Here is a 17,605-nt window from a genome sequence, read left to right as displayed (position 1 = left end):
TCGTGCCGTCCTTGCCCTTGCACAGCTCCTCGACCACGCGCAGCAGGTTGGTCGCATACAGCGTCGACGACTGTCGTGCCAGGCGCGACGCGAGATCCGTGTAGCCGACGATGGTCACGCCATGACGCACCACGGCTTCGCCCGGCACCGTCAGCTCGCAGTTGCCGCCTTGCTCGCCGGCCATGTCGACGATCACGCTGCCCGGCTTCATCGACTGCACCATCTCGGCCGTGATCAGTTTCGGCGCCGGCTTGCCGGGAATCAGCGCGGTGGTGATGATGATGTCCGCCTCCTTGGCCTGCTGCGCGTACATCGCGCGCTGCGCCTGCTGGAAGCCTTCGCTCATCACCTTCGCGTAGCCGCCGCCGCCCGAGCCTTCTTCCTCGTAGTCGACCTTGACGAATTCGCCGCCCAGCGACTTGACCTGGTCGGCCACTTCCGCGCGCGTGTCGTTGGCACGCACGATCGCGCCGAGGCCCGCGGCCGTGCCGATCGCCGCGAGGCCGGCGACGCCCGCGCCGGCGACGAACACCTTGGCCGGCGGCACCTTGCCCGCGGCCGTGATCTGCCCGTTGAAGTAGCGGCCGAACGCATGGGCCGCCTCGATGACAGCGCGGTAGCCGCTCACGCCGGCCATCGACGTGAGGGCATCCATCTTCTGCGCGCGCGACAGCGTGCGCGGCAGCGAATCGATCGCCAGCACCGTGGCCCGCTTCGCGGCCAGCTGCTGCATCAGTTCAGGGTTCTGGGCCGGCCAGACGAAGCCGATCAGCGTGCCGCCCTCGCGCATCAGCGCGACTTCGTCGCTGCTCGGCGGGCGCACCTTGAGGACGATGTCGCTGCGGCCCCATAGGTCGGCGGCCGTCGGCACGACTTCGGCGCCGGCCGTGCGGTAGTCGTCATCGCTGAAGTTCGCGCCGGTGCCGGCACCGCTTTGCACGGCCACCGAGAACCCGAGCTTGATCAGCTTTTCGACCACGTCGGGAACGGTCGCTACGCGCCGCTCCTCGTGGGCCGTCTCCAGAGGGACCCCAATCAGTAATGTCATATCCTGAACTGTCAGTAGTGGCCGTCGCGAGGAATTACGGCCTGCGTTTCACGTCACCCAACTCAATCCGTGTACGACTTTGCTCCGCGCGCAGCTTGGCACTACCGCGCAGATTTCACAAACGATCGAGCCTCTAATCGATTGTCTTGTCAGGGAAAACCGGTTCGTGCTCTTGCCTGATTATGCTGACGAATATCGGGCGTATGTGCCGATCGGATAAAACCCGTCAAGCATATCTTGTGCCAGAGTCTTTCCAAAATTTATATTTTGAATCGACGCGCATTCAATCCATGAATCCCCTGTCTGGACATAACGGGCCCGGCACACTCCCGCTCACCGGCCAGCACCGCCCTGCACGGCCTGCCAGCGCGTGAATCCGTTTGAAACTCGAATAATCGGCGAGCGACACACGAGCACCGGAATCGGTTTCATCGGAAATCTCCTTGCTTGTCGGCACAATGCCATTTGTCGCGCGCCAACGACATAATCCGTGTGGCCGACGCGCTTCAGTGCCGGCGAGTTTAATGGAGAACGCTGACTGACTGCCGGGCCCCATCCGGTGACGATCATTCACGCAGCGCGTCGACGTGGGCACGTATGCGGCGCGCGGCTTCCTCCGGCGTGCAGGTCGATGTGTCGATGCGCAGCGAGTAGGGACGGGAGAGGTTGCCGGTTATCCGGTTGTCTCGTTGCCGCGCTAGATCAGCTCGGCGACGCGCACGATGACGAGCGCGGCCGGAACGAGCACTGCTTGCGCACACAACGTGCCGAGCACGCGCGCGCCCGCGAGCGTCGTGATGGCGCGCCGAAAGCTGTTCTCCGAGATCCGCCCTTCGATGACGTCGTCGGTCATGACGGAAACCTGCGGGTCGATGACGACCGCCAGCACGACGGTCGCGAAACCGTTGATGACGGACGACAGGTTCGCGCACGTCACTCTCAGGTCGGGCTTCAGGTAGCCCGCATACAGCGACGCGAACACGCCGACCGTCCAGATCGCCATCGCGGCGACGTTCAGCGCAATGACGCTCCACGACACACCGGTGTTCGCGGTCAGTTGCGTGACGTTCTGGCTCGACGGCAGTCGTGCGCCGACGCGAAGATAGTTGATGCCCGCACGACTGCACGCATCCAGCAGCAGGCGGGGAATCGAGCGATTCGCCTGGAAGTGTTCGACGGCGCGACTGAAATAACGCTGGAACGTCGGGATCAGGAACGTCCCGACGACGGTTGCCACGGTGGCGGACAGCAGGAACCACCGGAAGTCGGCCAGCAACCCGCTCCCCATCCGGTGCGCGATGTCCATTTCAACGCGTTTCGCGATGAACGGCCCTTGAAAGGAATTGGCCGTTCGGGACACGAGCGCGATGATCCCGAACAACGAAAACGACAACGCGATGCGACGCGTGCGCACGCCGGCGATCCGCACGGCATAAGCCAGCGTCGCGATCACATGGATGACGAAGGTAAGCCCGCAGATGATCCAAAGCTGACTGTCCATGCTGGTGCCGCGTGCGTGACGGGATCACGAGTGTACCCGAGCGCGGCGCATCAGCCTGGCGAGGCCGCGTTCGCAGGCGTAGCGGTTGGGCGATGAGCGTCAGGCGCTGCCGTGGGGCGCCAGTCCGCGGGCTTCATTCAACATCCATGTCGCGAAGGCCCGCAACGGCCCCTCGGCCAGCTCGATCGGTTCGGGCAGCACGAGGCAGAAGTTTTTCGTGATCGTCTTGCCCTCCGGCCAAGGCGCAACCAGCCGACCCTGCTCGAGCTCCGCGTCGATGTAAAGGCGCGGCACCAGCGCGACCCCCAGGCCGGCCAGCGCCGCTTCGATCAGCATCGAATGAAGGTCGTAGCGCGCACCCACCGCCGAATTGGTCAGCACGATGCCGGCCTCCTGCGCATAGGCCTGCCACGCGTCGGGATTCTGTCGCCGATGAAGACGCGGCAGTGCATCCAGCGACGGATTCGCCCCGGCGCCGGCGAGCAGCGCCGGACTGCAGACGGGCACCAGCACTTCCTCCAGCAGCGGATGCAGATGCATCCCCGCCCATGCCGGATGCTCGAAATGAATCGCTGCGTCGAACCCGCTTCCGGCCAGCAGGAACGGCTCCATCCGCTCGGCGATATGCACGGTGATGTTCGGATGCCGCACCTGAAAATGTTTCAGCCGCGGGATCAGCCAGCGCGTGGCGAAGGTTGGAATGGCGGCGATATCGAGGCTCGCGCCTTCGATCGGCTGCCCCATCAGGTACAGGCTGTCCCGTTCGAGCCGATCCAGAATCTCGCGAACCTGCAGCGCGTATCGCGCACCGTTCGGCGCCAGCCGTACCCGATTGCCGATCCGCTCGAACAGCGTGACGCCCAGGAACGCCTCCAGCCGGCCGATCTGACGGCTGACGGCGCCCTCGGTCCGGGCCAGCTCCTCGGCGGCTCGGGCAAAGCTGCCGTGTCGGGCCGCGGCTTCAAACGCCTGGAGCGCGGAATTGCTCGGGATCTTGCGGGACATGGACGTCTCGTTGGTCGGAGTGTGTTCACCGCCAGCTTGAGCAAATATCACTGAAGGCTGACTTTATTTCGCTTTAAGGCGCGGAATGGCGAGCTTAGCATTACGTTAACGCACTGAACATCACATGTTCCCAGATGGATGTGCATCCTGCCCAAAGGACGATCCCATGATCTACACCGTGGAATGCAGCTTCGCCGACCTCGACAGCGAAGCCGAATGGAACGACTTCTACAGCCTTGAAAAGCTGCCCGCGCTGATCTCGGTAACGGGGTTTCACACGTCGCAGCGGTTCAAGGCGATCACCGGCGGTTGCCCGGTCTATCTGGCGATCCACACGATCGACGGCCTCGATGTCCTGACCGGCGACGAATATCGCCGCAAAGGCGGCGGCAATTTCGCGAAGTGGCAACGACACATCACCGACTGGCACCGGAATCTCTACAGCGATATCGGCTGCGCGCCGGCGGTAAACGGCGGTGAACATCTCGCACTGAGCGCCGGCGGCCCTGATTCGTTGATTCGATTGGGCCTCCAACCGCTGGCCATGCAGGCCGTTGCGCTCGAGAAGTTTCCGGCGCGCCGTTGGCTCGCCGTCGTGCCACGGAACAGCGCGCGGCTTGTCGAGGCGCTCCCGGAAGGCATCCACCTTTACGCGCCGATGACGGAGCAGTTGACGAGCACACGCGCCCTTTCGATTGCACAGGAGTAGACCGCGATGCCGAACGTCACTATCTCGATCGATGCGAAGCGGATGCCGGCTGATGACGATCTCGCCGAGTTGTCGCGCGATTGCGTTGAGCTCTGCACGCAGGTGCTTGAGGCTGAACTCAAGAACGTCCACGTCATTTTTCTAGCGGTTCGGCACGGGCATGGGCATCCCGTCTTCGCCGACATCCGGTATCGCGTCGGGACGCCTCGCACGCCGGAGGTCATGAACCGGTTCATGGAAGCGCTGGATCAGGCGATCGTTCGCCGCACTGGCCTCACCGCGCGCATTCGGTGCTTTGGTTACACCGCGTCGACCATTCACGCTCGCAACTAGCCGATTCGGAGCAATACGATGTCCACCCTTACCTTTCCTGTTCAGCAAGTCGGGGATTTCACGATCACCGCCATCAGCGATGGATATCTCACTGCCAGCCTCGACTTCCTGTCGAATATCGATTCGGATGACGCATCAAAAATGCAGCGTGATGCCGGACAGAAAGAGCCGGCAGCCGTTCATATCAATTGCTACGTCGTACGCGGAGCAGGCCGCACCGTTCTCATCGATGGTGGGGCTGGCGGGTTCAAGCAATGGGGTGGCCAACTCGAAACGAACCTGGCGCTTGCCGGCATCGAACCCGCTGCGATCGACACCATCCTCCTTACCCATGCGCATCCCGATCACGTCGGTGGGCTGGTGAACGATGCGGGCCAGGCCGCGTTTCCACATGCGGAGCTGGTCGTGCATCAGCGAGAGATCAAGTTCTGGCAGGACGACGGAAATCTCAGTCGCGCCAGTGAGCGGGCTCGCGGCAACTTTGCGAAGGCGCGTCAGGTGTTCGATGCCTATGACGACCGGCTTCGCATGTTCGAAGATGGACAAGTGCTCCCCGGCATCAGCGCGCTGCCGCTGCCGGGACACACCGATGGGCACACTGGATATGTTCTTGAATCCCGCGATCAGGGCCTGCTTGTGTGGGGGGACGTGGTGCATTTTCCGCATATCCAGATTCAGCGGCCGGACGTATCGATTGCGTTCGACCACGATGCATCGCTGGCAGTTGCTACACGGTCACGCCTTCTCGACCAGGTCAGCGCGGACGGGCTTCTGATCGCCGGCATGCATCTGGGGGAACTCGGGTTCGCACGCATCGAGCGCACGAACGGTGGGTATGGGTTGCTTTACGAGCACGAAGGCTGAAGCCACACGTGTACGGACGTGCGATGCCGCCACCTGACGCCGAAATGCATGCGTCATCCGTTTGATCCAAGTGGCGTTTTTTGAGGGTTATACGACCTTTGCGCCATTCGCTTCGCGTTCCATACTGCACGTGAAGATCGAGCAGGGAAAGGCACAAACGCCATCGCGTCTTGAGCTTTCGGCCCGATCCATCACGACGTAGAAAGGAGCAGAAGATGAGGCTTAAAGACAAGTCGGCGTTAATCACCGGTGGTACCAGTGGCATCGGTCTTGCCACCGCGAAGCGGTTCATTGCGGAAGGCGCCCGCGTCGCGGTGACGGGTCGCGACGAGGCGGTGTTCGAGCGCGTGAAGGCCGAACTCGGCGAGCATGCGCTCGTTCTCAAGGGCGACGTCCGTTCGATCGAGGACATGCGGGCGATTGCCGCCGAGATCGACGAGAAGTTCGGCGGCCTGGATGTCGTGTTCGCGAACGCCGGCTGGGCGTTCCCGTCCGCCGTCAACGATATCGACGACGCGCTGTACGACGAGATCATGGACATCAACGTCAAAGGCGTGGTGTTCACGCTTCAAGCGGTGCTGCCGCAATTGCGAAAGGGCTCGTCGGTCATTCTCAACACCTCGTTCGTCGCGCAGACCGGCAAGCACGGCATCTCGTTGACGGCAGCCGCGAAGGCCGCCGTGCGATCGCTGGCCCGCAGTTGGTCGTACGAGTTTCTCGACCGGAAAATCCGTTTCAACGCGATCGCGCCCGGCGCAATCGACACGCCGCTGCTGACCAAGTGGGGCATGCCGGACGAATGGGTTCGCGACCGCAAGGCCGAGTTCGCCGACGCCATTCCGGTGGGCCGCATGGGCAAGGCCGAGGACATCGCCAACGCCGCACTCTATCTCGCCAGCGACGAATCCTCGTACGTCATCGGCACCGAACTGGTCGTCGACGGCGGCGCCTCGCAGCTTTGAGCCTGCGGCGCCCGATTCCGGCGCCCTGCGTGTCATCGCGGCTCATCCGCCTATCCGACCTCACGTCCGCGACGCTGTGAGTCGCGGCGGCTATTTCATCCGGCCCAGCCTGGTAGCGCTCGCAGCGGGGCCGACGTGCAAGGAGAAATGATCTTGACCGACAGTAGCGAAAACAATGCTTCCGGATCGCCACTCACCCGAGCCGGTCGTTCGCGCCGCGACGTGCTCAAGTTCGGCAGCATCGCGACGCTCGGCGCCGTCCTCGGTGGCGGCGCCCTGCTTGGACACGCCGCGCCTGCGCTTGCACAGACCGGCGGCGACGGCGCACTTGCCCCGAATGACCCGCTCAATATCCTGATCGTCAATTACGACGGCGGCACGTTGCTCGACTTCGCCGGCCCCAGCGAGGTCTTCCATCGGCTACCGAATACGAACGTTCGCTACGCGAGCCTCGATGGCGGCAACGTGACGCTCGAATTCGGCGTCGTGTACGGCAAGACCGAGCGGCTGGCCGATATCGACAAGACAGACGTGCTGCTGGTCCCCGGCGGGTCCGACCTGTCGGCGCCGATGCGCCCCGCCTATCAAGCGCAGATCCGGCGTCTGGCAGAAAGCGCCAGGCACGTGACGTCCGTCTGCAACGGATCGCTCGTGCTGGCCGCAACGGGCATTCTCAACGGCAAGCGAAGCGCCTGCCACTGGGCCTTCGTCAACAAGCTGGCCGAATATGGCGCCATTCCCGTGCCCGATCGCTTCGTCGAAGACGACAACGGCCGGTTCATGAGCGGCGGCGGCGTGACGGCCGGCATCGACTTCGCCCTTCGCGTGGCGGCGAAGCTGCGCGGTCGCCAAGCCGCCGAATTCACGCAGCTCGTGATCGAATATGATCCCGCGCCGCCGTTCCACTCCGGCCATCCGAGCGATGCGCGGCCGGAAGTCATCGCGATGGTCGACAAGAAACTGCCCGGTGCATCCAGGGGGCTCGCACGCGTCCCAGGCGTTCGTTGAAACGCTTTCAGGCAATGTGAGCCAGTTCATCGACAGACTGCGAGGAACACCGCAATCGACATTGCCTGCTTCATCCTTCAATTTTCGCAGTCCTCTCGATTCAAACCATGATCGGAAATCACTCGATGCAACAGACTCGTATTTTCACTGCCGCTCTTGCAGCCTGCGTCACCTTTTTCGCGTTCGCCGCGCCGGCGACTGCCGGTGGTTCGCAACGCCCGCCCGAAGCGGCCATCAAGGCCGAGAATGCGCGATGGGCGGATGCCTTTGCGCGTGGGGATTACGAGGCCATCGGCCGCCTCTACACCCGCGACGGCACGCTCTTGCCGCCCGGAGGCGACAAGGTCACGGGAAGCAGCGCGATCGTCGGGTACTTCAACAAGGGGTATGCCGGATCAAAGCCCGCCACCGTATCGTTCAGCAATGACGAGTTCTACGGTAACGACCGGGTCGTGACGGAGGTGTCGGATGTGGAGGTCCACGACCACGATGGCAAGCTCAAATTCCGCGGCAAGCAGACGCTCGTCTTTCTGAAAGAGGGCGGCGCGTGGAAGTTGCATCGCGACATGTGGAACGATTACGGCCCGCTGACGCCGGACGGCCATTGAGCGTCTGGCGAAATGCATGGCGACCTGCCCGGAGCGCCGCTAGGGCGTCAGGGATAGCGTTCAGAATTCGCTTTGCCGCACTGAGCCATCAGCATGGAGCCGATGCGGTGCAAGCAGTGCGGCACCTCGCTCGAATGCAGCGCGGCGTTCGGCATAAAGAAAGGCACCGATTGCCTGCCCGCGCGGACGGCTTTTGCGCTCATGCAATGGCCTCGCCCATCAGTCGTTCACGCATCATCCATCGGTTGCGCAGGGCGACCAGCGTAGGCCATTGCTGCGTGTTCTTCATCGGCCACGATGGCGCACCTTCAGATGCCGCCGTGCGCGGCGATGAACATGGCGACGGCCGCCCGGGAATAGGATTCGATTTCGTTGTCGTCCATCGCTCTCGCCTCATCGAAGCGTGCGATAAGCAGGAGATCGGATCCTTTGAAAAGCGCGGCAAACAAGCGGGCGGACCTGAGCGCATCGGGTACGTTCAAGATCGCTTTCGCGTGCAACTGACGCAACACGGCCTCGATTTGGGCGATGACATGGGCGGGCCCGGCTTCGTAATGGAGCTTGCTTAACGACTTTTGATTCGTCTTGTCGGCCAAAACCATGGCTTCGACACTGCGGACATCGGGACTCAACAGCGTGCGAAGCAGGGATGATCCCACCGCCATGAGTTGGTCTTCTGCCGAACCGTCGACGCCTTCAAAAAGGGCCTGTGGTGCGAACTGTTGACAGTGGGCCGCCATGGCCGCGCTGAACAGCGCCTCCTTGTTCTCGAAATGCCGATAGATGCTGAGCTTGGATATCCTCGCCCGCTGGGCGACCTTGTCCATGGTCGTCGCTTGAAAACCCAATTCCACAAAGAGTTCGCAGGCGGCGTCGACGATCGTTTGGCGAAGCGCCTCGTTGGCGGGCCGGCCGCGCCGGCCCTGGTTATTTTCGGTCACGACAATTCCAGTACTTGACAGTATTCAAATTCTCACACTACGATACCATTCAGTATCTTAAATGTGCAAGCCAAGGGCAGCGTTCAACCGGGTGTCCCAGCCAGGTTTCCCTGGGCTGTCCGGCGATATCGAATGCGGCATTGTCCAGCCGGGGATTGCAGCCATGGGCAATTTTCACGCCAATGCCGAAGCACTGCTCGCTGACCGTCTCAAGCTGGTATCGCCGGACGATATTGCCCACCACGCCCAGCTCGCCTCCATCCACAACCCGGAGCCCCTCACCATGAATGACGTCATCATCATCGGCGGCAGCTTTGCCGGCCTTGCCGCCGCCCTGCAGCTCGGCCGGGCCCGCCGCAAAGTCACGGTTCTCGATACCGGCCGGCCGCGCAACCGCTTTGCCGGTCACTCGCATGGCCTGCTCGGCCACGATCACAAGCCGCCGCTGGACATCCTGGACGAGGCACGGCAGCAGCTGTCGCGCTATCCAACCATCAGGCTCGTCAATGCCCGGGCAGAGAGCGTGACGGGCGCCATCGACGATTTCTGCGTCGTCACTGACGATCACGAAAGCCTGAGGGCGCGCCGCTTGATCCTGAGCTATGGCGTCGCCGACCAGATGCCCAATGTTCCGGGCTTTGCCGAAAGCTGGGGCACATCCATCGTACCCTGCCCCTATTGTGACGGCTTTGAAGTCGCTGACCAGCATTGGGGCCTCGTCTGGTCCAGCCCGCAGTCGCACCAGTCTGCCAGGCTGTTCCGCGATTGGACTGACAAGTTGACTGTCTTCGCCGATGGTCATGACATTGCGCCCGATATCCAGGCCGATCTGGCGCGCCGCAACATACCAGTCGTCGAAGGCCGGATCGTCGAGATCGCCCATCACAACGGCCGTATCGCCACCGTCAACCTCGATACCCGCCGCCATGTCGCGGTCGACGTCCTGTTCGCCCATCCGCGCAACAAGCAGTCCGCAAGCCTGCATGAATCGCTGGGACTCGCCACGGTCGATACACCCACCGGCATCGTCCTCAAGGTCGACGAGCGCCGCCAAACCAGCATGCCCGGCATCTACGCCGCCGGCGACCTCGCCACGCCCTTCTTGCCCTCGGTCACCCAGGCATCGTCGCAGGGCGCGATGGCGGGTATTTTCGCCCAGCAGTCGATGCTGGTTTGAGAGCACCGATTCCCTTCTCCGGTTGCATCGTCGCCTTCGAAAGGTTGGCGTCGATCGGCGCGGTGAAGGACGGATCGTCGAGTCAAGGAGATGACATGGCAGAGCAAAGTGCCGATCAGGTCGGTGACTGGAATGGTCAAAGCGGGGCGCGCTGGGTCGCCAACCAGGCCCGGCTCGACGCCATGGTGGCGGTGTTCGGCCAGGCCGCGATAGAAGCCGCCGCGCCCGCGACGGGTGAGCGCGTGCTGGACATCGGCTGCGGCGCGGGCGCGTCGAGTCTGGCGCTGGCTGCCCGCGTCGGCGCGGGAGGGCAAGTGCTGGGCGTCGACATATCCGAACCGCTGATCGGCCGAGCGCGCGCGCTTGCGCGACAGGATACGCCGGCCCTGTTCCAGGTGGCCGACGCCAGCAGCGCCGAGCTGCCCGAGGGCGCGTTCGACATCCTGTTCTCGCGTTTCGGGGTGATGTTCTTCGACGATCCGACAGCGGCGTTCGCCCACCTGCGACGCGCGCTGCGGCCTGGCGGGCGGGTCGCTTTCGTCTGCTGGCGCAGCGCGGCCGAAAACGATTGGGTGCGCGTGCCGATGGGCGCGCTCAAGGGCATCGTCCCGCCAGGCGCGCTGCCCGCTCCCGAAGCGCCCGGCCCATTTTCGTTCGGCGACCGGGGGCGCGTGGCACGCATCCTGACGGCGGCCGGCTTCGCCGATATCGCTATCGCGCCCTTCGATGCTTCCGTCCCGTTCGGCGAGGGCGGGACGCGAGACGCGGCGATCGACGACGCGGTGAAGATGACGCTCGAGGTCGGCCCACTGTCGCGTTTGCTCGCTGATCAGCCCGACGACATCCGCGCCCGCGCCTCGGCCGCGGTTCGTGCCGCCTTCGCGGGCCTCCCCGGCGAGCGGTCGGTGATGATCGACGGCGCGGCGTGGATCGTCACGGCACGCAATCCGGCACGCTGACAGCGATTAACAGGGGGACGCCCCGCTCCGTGGGGCTGTGCGCCTTTGGGCGCTCAGACTGATGTCCCTTCTGGTTGGGAAGCCGCCACTAGCGAGCCAGGGGCTTTGATGGCAGGGTACAGCGTCGCGCGACACTCGAAATCGTCGGCACACTTGATTAGGACTGCAATTCAAAGATTTTACGGGCCTCGCCAGTCGGATAAGGACGCCCGGACAGAGCGTTTCGCGTCATCACGCGCCAGTTCGGATATCTGAACGTATCTTGGAAGGACCTCGGCCAGTCAGCGCGCAGATCGGCCGGCTGACGATGGTCGATCAGCGCGCGCCGTTCGATCGGCTCTCGCGTCGAATCGCTTGCGGCGGGTGCCCATGCAGTTTGATGAAGGCCCGCCGCATCCGTTCCGGGTCGGTGAACCCGACAGCCAGCGCAATCTGTTCGATCGGTTCGCTGCCCCCCTGCAGGCGCAGCCGCGCCGCTTCGACGCGCAAGCGCTCGACCGCCTTCGCAGGTGTTTCTCCGGTTTCCCGACGAAATGCGCGCCCGAACTGTCGCAAACTCAAACTTGCGGCCTCGGCGAGCCGTTCGACAGGCAACGCTTCCGCCAGATGTTCCCGCGCAAAATTCAGCGCGATGCGGATGCGATCCGATTCCGGCTCCATCTGCGACATCGCCGAGAATTGGGACTGACCACCTGGCCGACGATACGGAACCACCAAAAGCCGGGAGACAGCGCGCGCGACCTCCGCGCCCATATCTTTTTCAATCATGCCGAGCGCCAGGTCGATTCCGGATGCGATGCCCGCCGACGTCCAGATGCGGCCCTCCTCGAGATAGATGCTGTCGCCCTCGACCCTGATGCGGGGAAAGCGTGACTGCAATTGGGCAGCGTATCGCCAGTGCGTCGTCGCTCTCAAGCCGTCCAGCAAACCGGTTTCCGCAAGCAGAAACGCCCCCGTACACACGCTTGCCACCCGCGAGGCCCTGGCGCCCAGTTTTCTGGCGGCGGCGATGTTCTCCGGCGTCTGCATCGGATCGATGTCACCGCCCACGAAAATGACGGTGTCGAACGTGCGCCTTCCGATCGGCTTCGTGTCGACCGACAGGCCCGTATTGCCCGGAACCGGGCCGCCGGACTGCGAGATGACGTGGAGATCATAGGGCGCGTGGCCCGCCGCCGTGGCGACCTGGTTGAAGGCCGACAGTGGCCCGCCCAAATCGAGCGCATCGTAGCCACGGCAAACGAAGAATCCGATTCGATGCATGATGACGTCGTTGACTGAAAATCCCGTAAAGTCGCATTTTACGAGGAACCCTCAAATGGCGCCATTCAGCCTGAAATGAGGGAAAAACGTCGTTTACGTCGTGATCGATTGTCCGTATGTCTAGCCGCCAACATCTGCCGGGCCACGATGGCCGTCAGGCCCACCCTACTCCGTATTCACCTTCCGCCACTGCATCGGCGACATCTCGTACCGTCCTCGAAACGCGCGACTGAACGCTGCTTCCGACGAATACCCAACCCGACCAGCGATATCCGAAATCGGCGCGCGGCTGTACCGCAACAACTCCGCCGCCCGATCGAGGCGCCAGGTCGTGAGGTAGCTCAACGGCGCCTGCCCCACAACACGCTGGAACCGGTCCGCAAAAGCCGACCGCGACAGATTCGACAACTCGGCGAGATCACTCACGCTCCACGCACGCCCCGGGTCGGCATGAATGGCCGACATCGCCGGATTGATCCGGCTGTCGATCGCACCGGACAGCCACCCGTGCCCCGCCGAGCCCTCTGTCGCCCAGGTGCGCAGCAACTGGACGAAGATGACATCCAGCAATCGGGAGATCATCGCGGCGGCGCCCGCACGCGGACTCAACGCCTCGTCGAGGATGAAATGGCAGCTCAGCTCCAGCCATTCGAACGGCCGCTCCCGCAACCCCTTCAGCACCAGCACCGGCGGCAGCACGGACAGCAACCGTTGCGACAGCACGCCGTCGAATCCGAAGTCGCCGCACAGCCAGGTGGTGTCGCCGCTCCCGATCGTCAGGCGCTCGCGATCGTAGTACTGTGGCGCGAGATCCGTGACGAGACTCGCGGAGCGGCCCGGCCGGTCGGAGATGACATGGCCGTGGCCATGCATCAGCATGACCAGGTCTCCCTGCGATGCGTGATAGCGCTCGTCGAGCCCCTCCACTTCGATCGCCACGCTGCCGCTACGGATGATGTGCAGACGATACTTGCCGGCAGGAAAGCGCAATCCGAAAGGCGCCGATGCCGCGCACGTGAAGACCGTATTGCCGCGGATGCGGATCAGCTCCAGCACGTCGGAAAAGGCATCCCGCTTGAAGGCGAACGGATCTGCGTCATCGTCCAGCGCCGTCGGCGTTTGAGCAAAGAATTCCGGCTTTTTGGCCATGTCGCGTACTCGGATGGTCTTTATGATGGACACATCATTCACGCTGAACGACGCCGGTGTCAAAGACTATTCTCAACGTGCGTGGCACACGGCAATCGCGTAGTACCCCTTGTTTCGATGCTGGCAAGCATGGGGCAGACGGATCCGGAAACACCGAGGTCTCACAGGCGTGATGTTCGTCATCCAGCAATCACAGGAGCAGGGATATGAATCCGGAAACGCGTACCGACACGGTTGTACTGATTCACGGCCTGTGGATGACGCCGTTGTCGTGGGAACATTGGGTCACGCGCTACGAGCAGCGCGGCATGCGCGTCATCACGCCGGGGTATCCGGGCGTCCAGCCGGGCACGGCCGGCGTCGAGGCCCTCCGCCGCGACCCGTCGCCGCTGGTGAATCTGGGCGTGCGCGAGATCTTCGATCACCTGGCCCGGACCATCGCGGCGCTCGGCACCAAGCCGATCATCATGGGGCATTCGTTCGGCGGCGCGTTCGTCCAGCTTCTTCTCGACGCGGGTTACGGCTCGGCCGGTGTCTCGATCGACGGCGCCGCGGTGAAGGGCGTATGGGCACTGCCGTTCAGCGAGATCAAGGCGACGTTCCCGGTCCTGCGCAATCCGGCCAACCTGCATCGCGCTGTGCCCATTACCGAGAAAGAGTTTCACTACGCATTCACGAACAACCTGAGCCTCGAGGAATCGAAGCGGGTTTACGACCGCTACGCGGTACCCGTGTCGGGGCGCATCCTGTTTCAAGGCGGGTTCGCGAACGTCAACCCGAATGCCCCGACGCGCTACAACTTCGCGAACGGCGATCGCGCGCCGCTGCTCTTTATCGCCGGCGGCAACGACAACATCCTGCCGCCGGCCGTACAGCGCGAGAATTTCGAAAGGAATGCGAAGGGCTCGCGGGCCGTTTCGGCGTACAAACTGTTCGACGGCCGCAGCCACTACACCTGCGGCGAGAAAGGCTGGGAGGAGGTTGCCGATTTCGCGCTCGACTGGGCGCTGGCGCCTGCGGCGGGAGATCTCGGCAAGGGTTGAGTTGCCGGCCAATGGCCCATAAACGGCTATGGCCGTGAATCCACCTGCTATCGTGCAACAACGGTCTTGGCCAGCTCCGCGTCGATGGCGGCGACCAGCGTCGGGTCGTCCGCGGTCGTATCGGGCGAGAAGCGCGCGACCACTTCGCCCGTGCGGCTCACGAGAAACTTCTCGAAGTTCCACAGCACCTCGGGCGCCGGGCTCGGTTGAATGCCGTAGCCTTCGAGGCGCGCACGGAACGGACCGTCGCCGGTCGCCTGCGGCTGCGCCTGGGTGAGCGAGCGATAGAGCGGATGCTTGTCGTCGCCGATCACGGAGATTTTCGAGAACAACGGAAACTTCACGCCGAAAGTGCCGGTGCAGAACGACTGGATCTCCGCATCGGTGCCCGGCTCCTGGCCCTTGAAGTTGTTGGCGGGGAACGCCAGCACTTCGAGACCTTCGGCGCGCTTGCCTTCGTAGAGCGCCTCCAGACCTTCGTATTGCGGCGTCAACCCGCATTTGGACGCCACGTTCACCACCAGCAGCACTTTGCCTTCGTAGGAACGCAGGGTTGTTTGCGCGCCGTCGATGGCGTTGACAGGAATATCGTAAATCGTGCTCATGTCTGCATCCTTCAATTGATCAAATTGATTGGCGAACCGCCGGAATCGCGGTGTATCGCGTTCACTGGAAAACCTTGCACGTCGGTCAGCGAAGGCGCGTTATCGACGCTCGTGATCTGCGCGTAGCGGAGCCCTATCCTACTGGATCGGTCAACTGCTTGCTTGCAGGCGCGGGCCGCAGGGTCAAACAGGCGGCCTCGAAAGACACGAGACTTCGATACCCCGGCTGAGTGCTTGCATAAGCACCGCCTTGTTGCCGAGGTATGCCATGTGCGGATGCGGTGCCTGGCGATATCCGAACCTTGGTCAGAATTCGGAACGCTCTACCACCACCTCACTGATTTGAAGCACGGGTTGTATATCCGTGTATTTGGCGATGTCGGCCATGATCTCCTGCGCGTGCGGGTCGCGGGCCGCCTCGAAAGCTTCAACAGAAGTGCAGACGAAGTCGCACTTGGCCACGTAGACAGGATCAGTGCCCGGAGCGCCGCCTGCGATGCCCTTGTCCACCGTGTAGTACAGACATGCCGCACCGAGCCGCTGCTTCACCATTGGCATGTGCTTCTCGCGGTAGTAAGCATGATCGAATCGCGCGCCTGCGGCGTACGGGTACATGACACTGACTTTGATCATCGGGTTCTCCTGTTGCTGCACGGTAATCGAGGCGCCAACGCTCGCGAGACGACATCGAGGTCGCCAATTTATGGCGTGGCGAAGGCTTTTTGCAGAATCGGCGTACTGATTCTTCTGATTGTAAGCACGGGCGAACCCGTCTTGTCAGTTTGGTGGCGCTGTGTGTCCAACGATGCGGGAGCCGTTCGGCGATGTCGGATGCTTTGAGGGGCGGCAGTCAGGTGAGGACGCCTTGCAGATAGCTGCCGATCGTCATAACCGACAACCGACCGAATGTGAAGCTCGAGTCGTCCCGTTTGGACCGCTGATACACTCGGGCGTCCACGGCAACTTTTCGCGGTCACATGGACACGCGCCTCCCCGGAGCGCCAGTACCCGCCCCTCCAATGATGCAGCAATACCTGGAACTATTCTGATTAGGCTCGGCGCGCAAACCCAAGCCGCGACCTGCGCTTACCCTTTCAAGGATCGCCCGTTACCGACCCGAAGCGGGCATCCCGCGTTTCAGTATTGCTTGTCGTGTAAGTTGGGACTTTCACATCATTCTTCGTGCACTATAAGTTCATAGCCTCCCCCATTTCCGTCTTTCCGCTCCACCATAATGTAGTAAGTGGCATTGGGAGAACTGTCGAAAGACAGCGTCACGGGATCGTCACCGGTTTCCCAATTCGACTTGACGTTCCGCTCGACTGCGTCATAAATCGTGACGCTCGCGTAGAAGCGCTTTCGCAAAATCACCCTTATCGTTCCGGTGGTATGGCTAGGGGTTTTAAGGGTGTAGAACGCGCGATCTTGGATCTTGCTCAATCGCCCCGCTATCGTTTCGCCGAGCATGATTTTATAGGCGGAAGTGATTTCATTGCCAGCCGCTTTCTCCACGCGCGGAGTTGTGGCAGTGGGCGTTGCGTTGGTGTCCTCTATGGGAGGTGTTTGATGGCTGGCATCCGTTGTTGGCACCGTCAGCTCCGGTCTACTCTGCTCCGGTATTGTGTGAGAGACTGACGCGCGTTCTGAAACTGGCGCCTTATCTGAGGAAGAAGGTATCCTCTGCATTTGTTGATGCATACATTACAACGCCAACAGCAACGAATACTGTGCCAAGAATCCCGGAAATTATGCGCCCATGAGAACCGGGCTCAACTTTCCCACTAATATTTCCGACTGCCGCAACAAACAAGAAGATCATCCCGGCAACAACAAATATAGTCGCCAATGGTGCGTTGAATACGCCCTTGACTATCTCACCCATTGTCGTTCTCTAGCTTGCCCTAGGGGCGTTTCAAGAGACAGAATAATTCTTCACACGGATGCCGGCGCTCGATGCAACGTCCTGTCCGCTCGACGTCACTGCACCAAACATTCAATCATCATAGACAAAATATGTCCTCCAGCTTAAGCGAAAAAGTAAGCGATAGTCTGCGTCTGGCCGAAAGGCGAACTTTATACGAAGGCATCGGAGCTGCTGGTAAGCTCGCGAAGCCAAACCTTTTCGTCTGACCTATAACGGCCTTACTACTCGATATCCTCGCAGGCCGCTCGCCGTTGATGCATAGGTTTCTTGGTTTTGTCTGATAATACTCGGATCCAAAAGCTACGCTACAACGCACGCCGACGGATTTCCAGGACGCCCGCAGCCGATAAGCGGCCCTTCGTGATGACGCCGCAGGTTCTAAGTACTTAGCAAAATGGCAACGTCTACGGCCGTGAGATCAGTGAGCGCATTAATAATTCAGATACGTCGCTGGTACGTGAAGTCAATGGTTTTCCTACCCCAGATCTCGGGTGTTGACCCATGCC

At 62.2% G+C, this 17,605-nt stretch carries 19 protein-coding genes and 1 pseudogene; 9 read left to right on the top strand and 11 right to left on the bottom strand.

Annotated elements, in window-relative coordinates; all coding sequences use genetic code 11:
• The 3 genes from F3J15_RS10110 to F3J15_RS10100 form a co-directional block, all read right to left on the bottom strand.
• Window positions 1-1,048: Re/Si-specific NAD(P)(+) transhydrogenase subunit alpha (locus F3J15_RS10110; protein ID WP_166890389.1), on the bottom strand; the 1,048-nt coding region annotated here is incomplete at its 3' end.
• Between the two features lie 697 nt (window positions 1,049-1,745).
• Window positions 1,746-2,549, bottom strand: a complete 804-nt coding sequence (locus F3J15_RS10105; protein ID WP_166890386.1) for a lipid II flippase Amj family protein — start codon at window positions 2,547-2,549, stop codon at window positions 1,746-1,748.
• Between the two features lie 99 nt (window positions 2,550-2,648).
• On the bottom strand, window positions 2,649-3,554 hold the full coding sequence (locus F3J15_RS10100; protein WP_166890383.1) for a LysR substrate-binding domain-containing protein: 906 nt from the start codon (window positions 3,552-3,554) through the stop codon (window positions 2,649-2,651).
• Window positions 3,555-3,720: 166 nt separating this feature from the next.
• Here F3J15_RS10100 and F3J15_RS10095 point away from each other — a divergent pair, with 166 nt between their 5' ends.
• The 6 genes from F3J15_RS10095 (at window position 3,721) to F3J15_RS10070 (ending at window position 8,038) form a co-directional block, all read left to right on the top strand.
• Window positions 3,721-4,263, top strand: a complete 543-nt coding sequence (locus F3J15_RS10095; RefSeq protein ID WP_166890380.1) for a sugar ABC transporter — start codon at window positions 3,721-3,723, stop codon at window positions 4,261-4,263.
• Between the two features lie 6 nt (window positions 4,264-4,269).
• Window positions 4,270-4,596, top strand: coding sequence for a hypothetical protein (locus tag F3J15_RS10090; RefSeq protein ID WP_166890377.1), 327 nt, complete (start codon window positions 4,270-4,272; stop codon window positions 4,594-4,596).
• Between the two features lie 18 nt (window positions 4,597-4,614).
• Window positions 4,615-5,460 (top strand): MBL fold metallo-hydrolase, encoded by an 846-nt coding sequence (locus F3J15_RS10085; RefSeq protein WP_166890375.1) that lies wholly within the window; start codon window positions 4,615-4,617, stop codon window positions 5,458-5,460.
• Between the two features lie 215 nt (window positions 5,461-5,675).
• Window positions 5,676-6,422, top strand: coding sequence for a glucose 1-dehydrogenase (locus F3J15_RS10080; RefSeq protein ID WP_166890372.1), 747 nt, complete (start codon window positions 5,676-5,678; stop codon window positions 6,420-6,422).
• Between the two features lie 153 nt (window positions 6,423-6,575).
• Window positions 6,576-7,430, top strand: a complete 855-nt coding sequence (locus F3J15_RS10075; RefSeq protein WP_166890368.1) for a DJ-1/PfpI family protein — start codon at window positions 6,576-6,578, stop codon at window positions 7,428-7,430.
• A 125-nt stretch (window positions 7,431-7,555) separates the two neighbouring features.
• Entirely contained in the window at window positions 7,556-8,038 is a 483-nt protein-coding gene (locus F3J15_RS10070; protein WP_166890365.1) for a nuclear transport factor 2 family protein, read from the top strand.
• 47 nt (window positions 8,039-8,085) lie between these two features.
• Here the strand turns inward: F3J15_RS10070 and F3J15_RS10065 are convergent, their stop codons facing one another.
• The 3 genes and pseudogenes from F3J15_RS10065 to F3J15_RS10055 all read right to left on the bottom strand — a co-directional run bounded on the left by F3J15_RS10065 (window position 8,086) and on the right by F3J15_RS10055 (window position 8,979).
• Complete coding sequence (locus tag F3J15_RS10065) at window positions 8,086-8,241, bottom strand: hypothetical protein (protein ID WP_166890363.1); 156 nt, start codon at window positions 8,239-8,241, stop codon at window positions 8,086-8,088.
• Window positions 8,238-8,353: pseudogene (locus F3J15_RS10060) on the bottom strand (IS5/IS1182 family transposase); the annotation flags it as partial. The gene F3J15_RS10065 and the pseudogene F3J15_RS10060, both read right to left, overlap by 4 nt.
• Window positions 8,347-8,979 (bottom strand): TetR/AcrR family transcriptional regulator, encoded by a 633-nt coding sequence (locus tag F3J15_RS10055; RefSeq protein ID WP_166890360.1) that lies wholly within the window; start codon window positions 8,977-8,979, stop codon window positions 8,347-8,349. The gene F3J15_RS10055 and the pseudogene F3J15_RS10060, both read right to left, overlap by 7 nt.
• 283 nt (window positions 8,980-9,262) lie before the next feature.
• Here F3J15_RS10055 and F3J15_RS10050 point away from each other — a divergent pair, with 283 nt between their 5' ends.
• Together F3J15_RS10050 and F3J15_RS10045 are read left to right on the top strand one after the other, a co-directional pair.
• On the top strand, window positions 9,263-10,156 hold the full coding sequence (locus F3J15_RS10050; protein ID WP_166890421.1) for an NAD(P)/FAD-dependent oxidoreductase: 894 nt from the start codon (window positions 9,263-9,265) through the stop codon (window positions 10,154-10,156).
• Window positions 10,157-10,251: 95 nt separating this feature from the next.
• Window positions 10,252-11,115, top strand: a complete 864-nt coding sequence (locus tag F3J15_RS10045; protein ID WP_166890358.1) for a class I SAM-dependent methyltransferase — start codon at window positions 10,252-10,254, stop codon at window positions 11,113-11,115.
• A gap of 315 nt (window positions 11,116-11,430) precedes the next feature.
• Here F3J15_RS10045 and F3J15_RS10040 read toward each other — a convergent pair whose 3' ends face one another.
• Entirely contained in the window at window positions 11,431-12,378 is a 948-nt protein-coding gene (locus tag F3J15_RS10040) for a GlxA family transcriptional regulator (RefSeq protein WP_166890355.1), read from the bottom strand.
• Between the two features lie 165 nt (window positions 12,379-12,543).
• Window positions 12,544-13,527 carry an AraC family transcriptional regulator gene (locus F3J15_RS10035; protein WP_089448766.1) on the bottom strand — a complete coding sequence of 328 codons (984 nt, stop codon included), beginning with the start codon at window positions 13,525-13,527 and terminating at the stop codon, window positions 12,544-12,546.
• Window positions 13,528-13,733: 206 nt separating this feature from the next.
• Here F3J15_RS10035 and F3J15_RS10030 point away from each other — a divergent pair, with 206 nt between their 5' ends.
• A complete protein-coding gene (locus tag F3J15_RS10030) occupies window positions 13,734-14,570 on the top strand; it encodes an alpha/beta hydrolase (protein ID WP_166890353.1) in 837 nt (278 codons plus the stop codon).
• A gap of 47 nt (window positions 14,571-14,617) precedes the next feature.
• Here F3J15_RS10030 and F3J15_RS10025 read toward each other — a convergent pair whose 3' ends face one another.
• The 3 genes from F3J15_RS10025 to F3J15_RS10015 form a co-directional block, all read right to left on the bottom strand.
• The gene (locus F3J15_RS10025; protein WP_166890418.1) at window positions 14,618-15,175 is read right to left on the bottom strand and encodes a glutathione peroxidase; all 558 of its coding nucleotides are present in this window, start codon (window positions 15,173-15,175) and stop codon (window positions 14,618-14,620) included.
• A gap of 306 nt (window positions 15,176-15,481) precedes the next feature.
• Window positions 15,482-15,808 carry an EthD family reductase gene (locus F3J15_RS10020; RefSeq protein ID WP_166890350.1) on the bottom strand — a complete coding sequence of 109 codons (327 nt, stop codon included), beginning with the start codon at window positions 15,806-15,808 and terminating at the stop codon, window positions 15,482-15,484.
• Window positions 15,809-16,348: 540 nt separating this feature from the next.
• A complete protein-coding gene (locus F3J15_RS10015; protein WP_166890347.1) occupies window positions 16,349-16,765 on the bottom strand; it encodes a hypothetical protein in 417 nt (138 codons plus the stop codon).
• Window positions 16,766-17,605 lie beyond the last annotated feature (840 nt).

Origin of the sequence: Burkholderia sp. Ap-955 (assembly GCF_011753045.1) — a bacterium.
GTDB lineage: Bacteria > Pseudomonadota > Gammaproteobacteria > Burkholderiales > Burkholderiaceae > Burkholderia > Burkholderia lata_D.
This window is presented reverse-complemented; position numbering and strand designations above follow the sequence as displayed.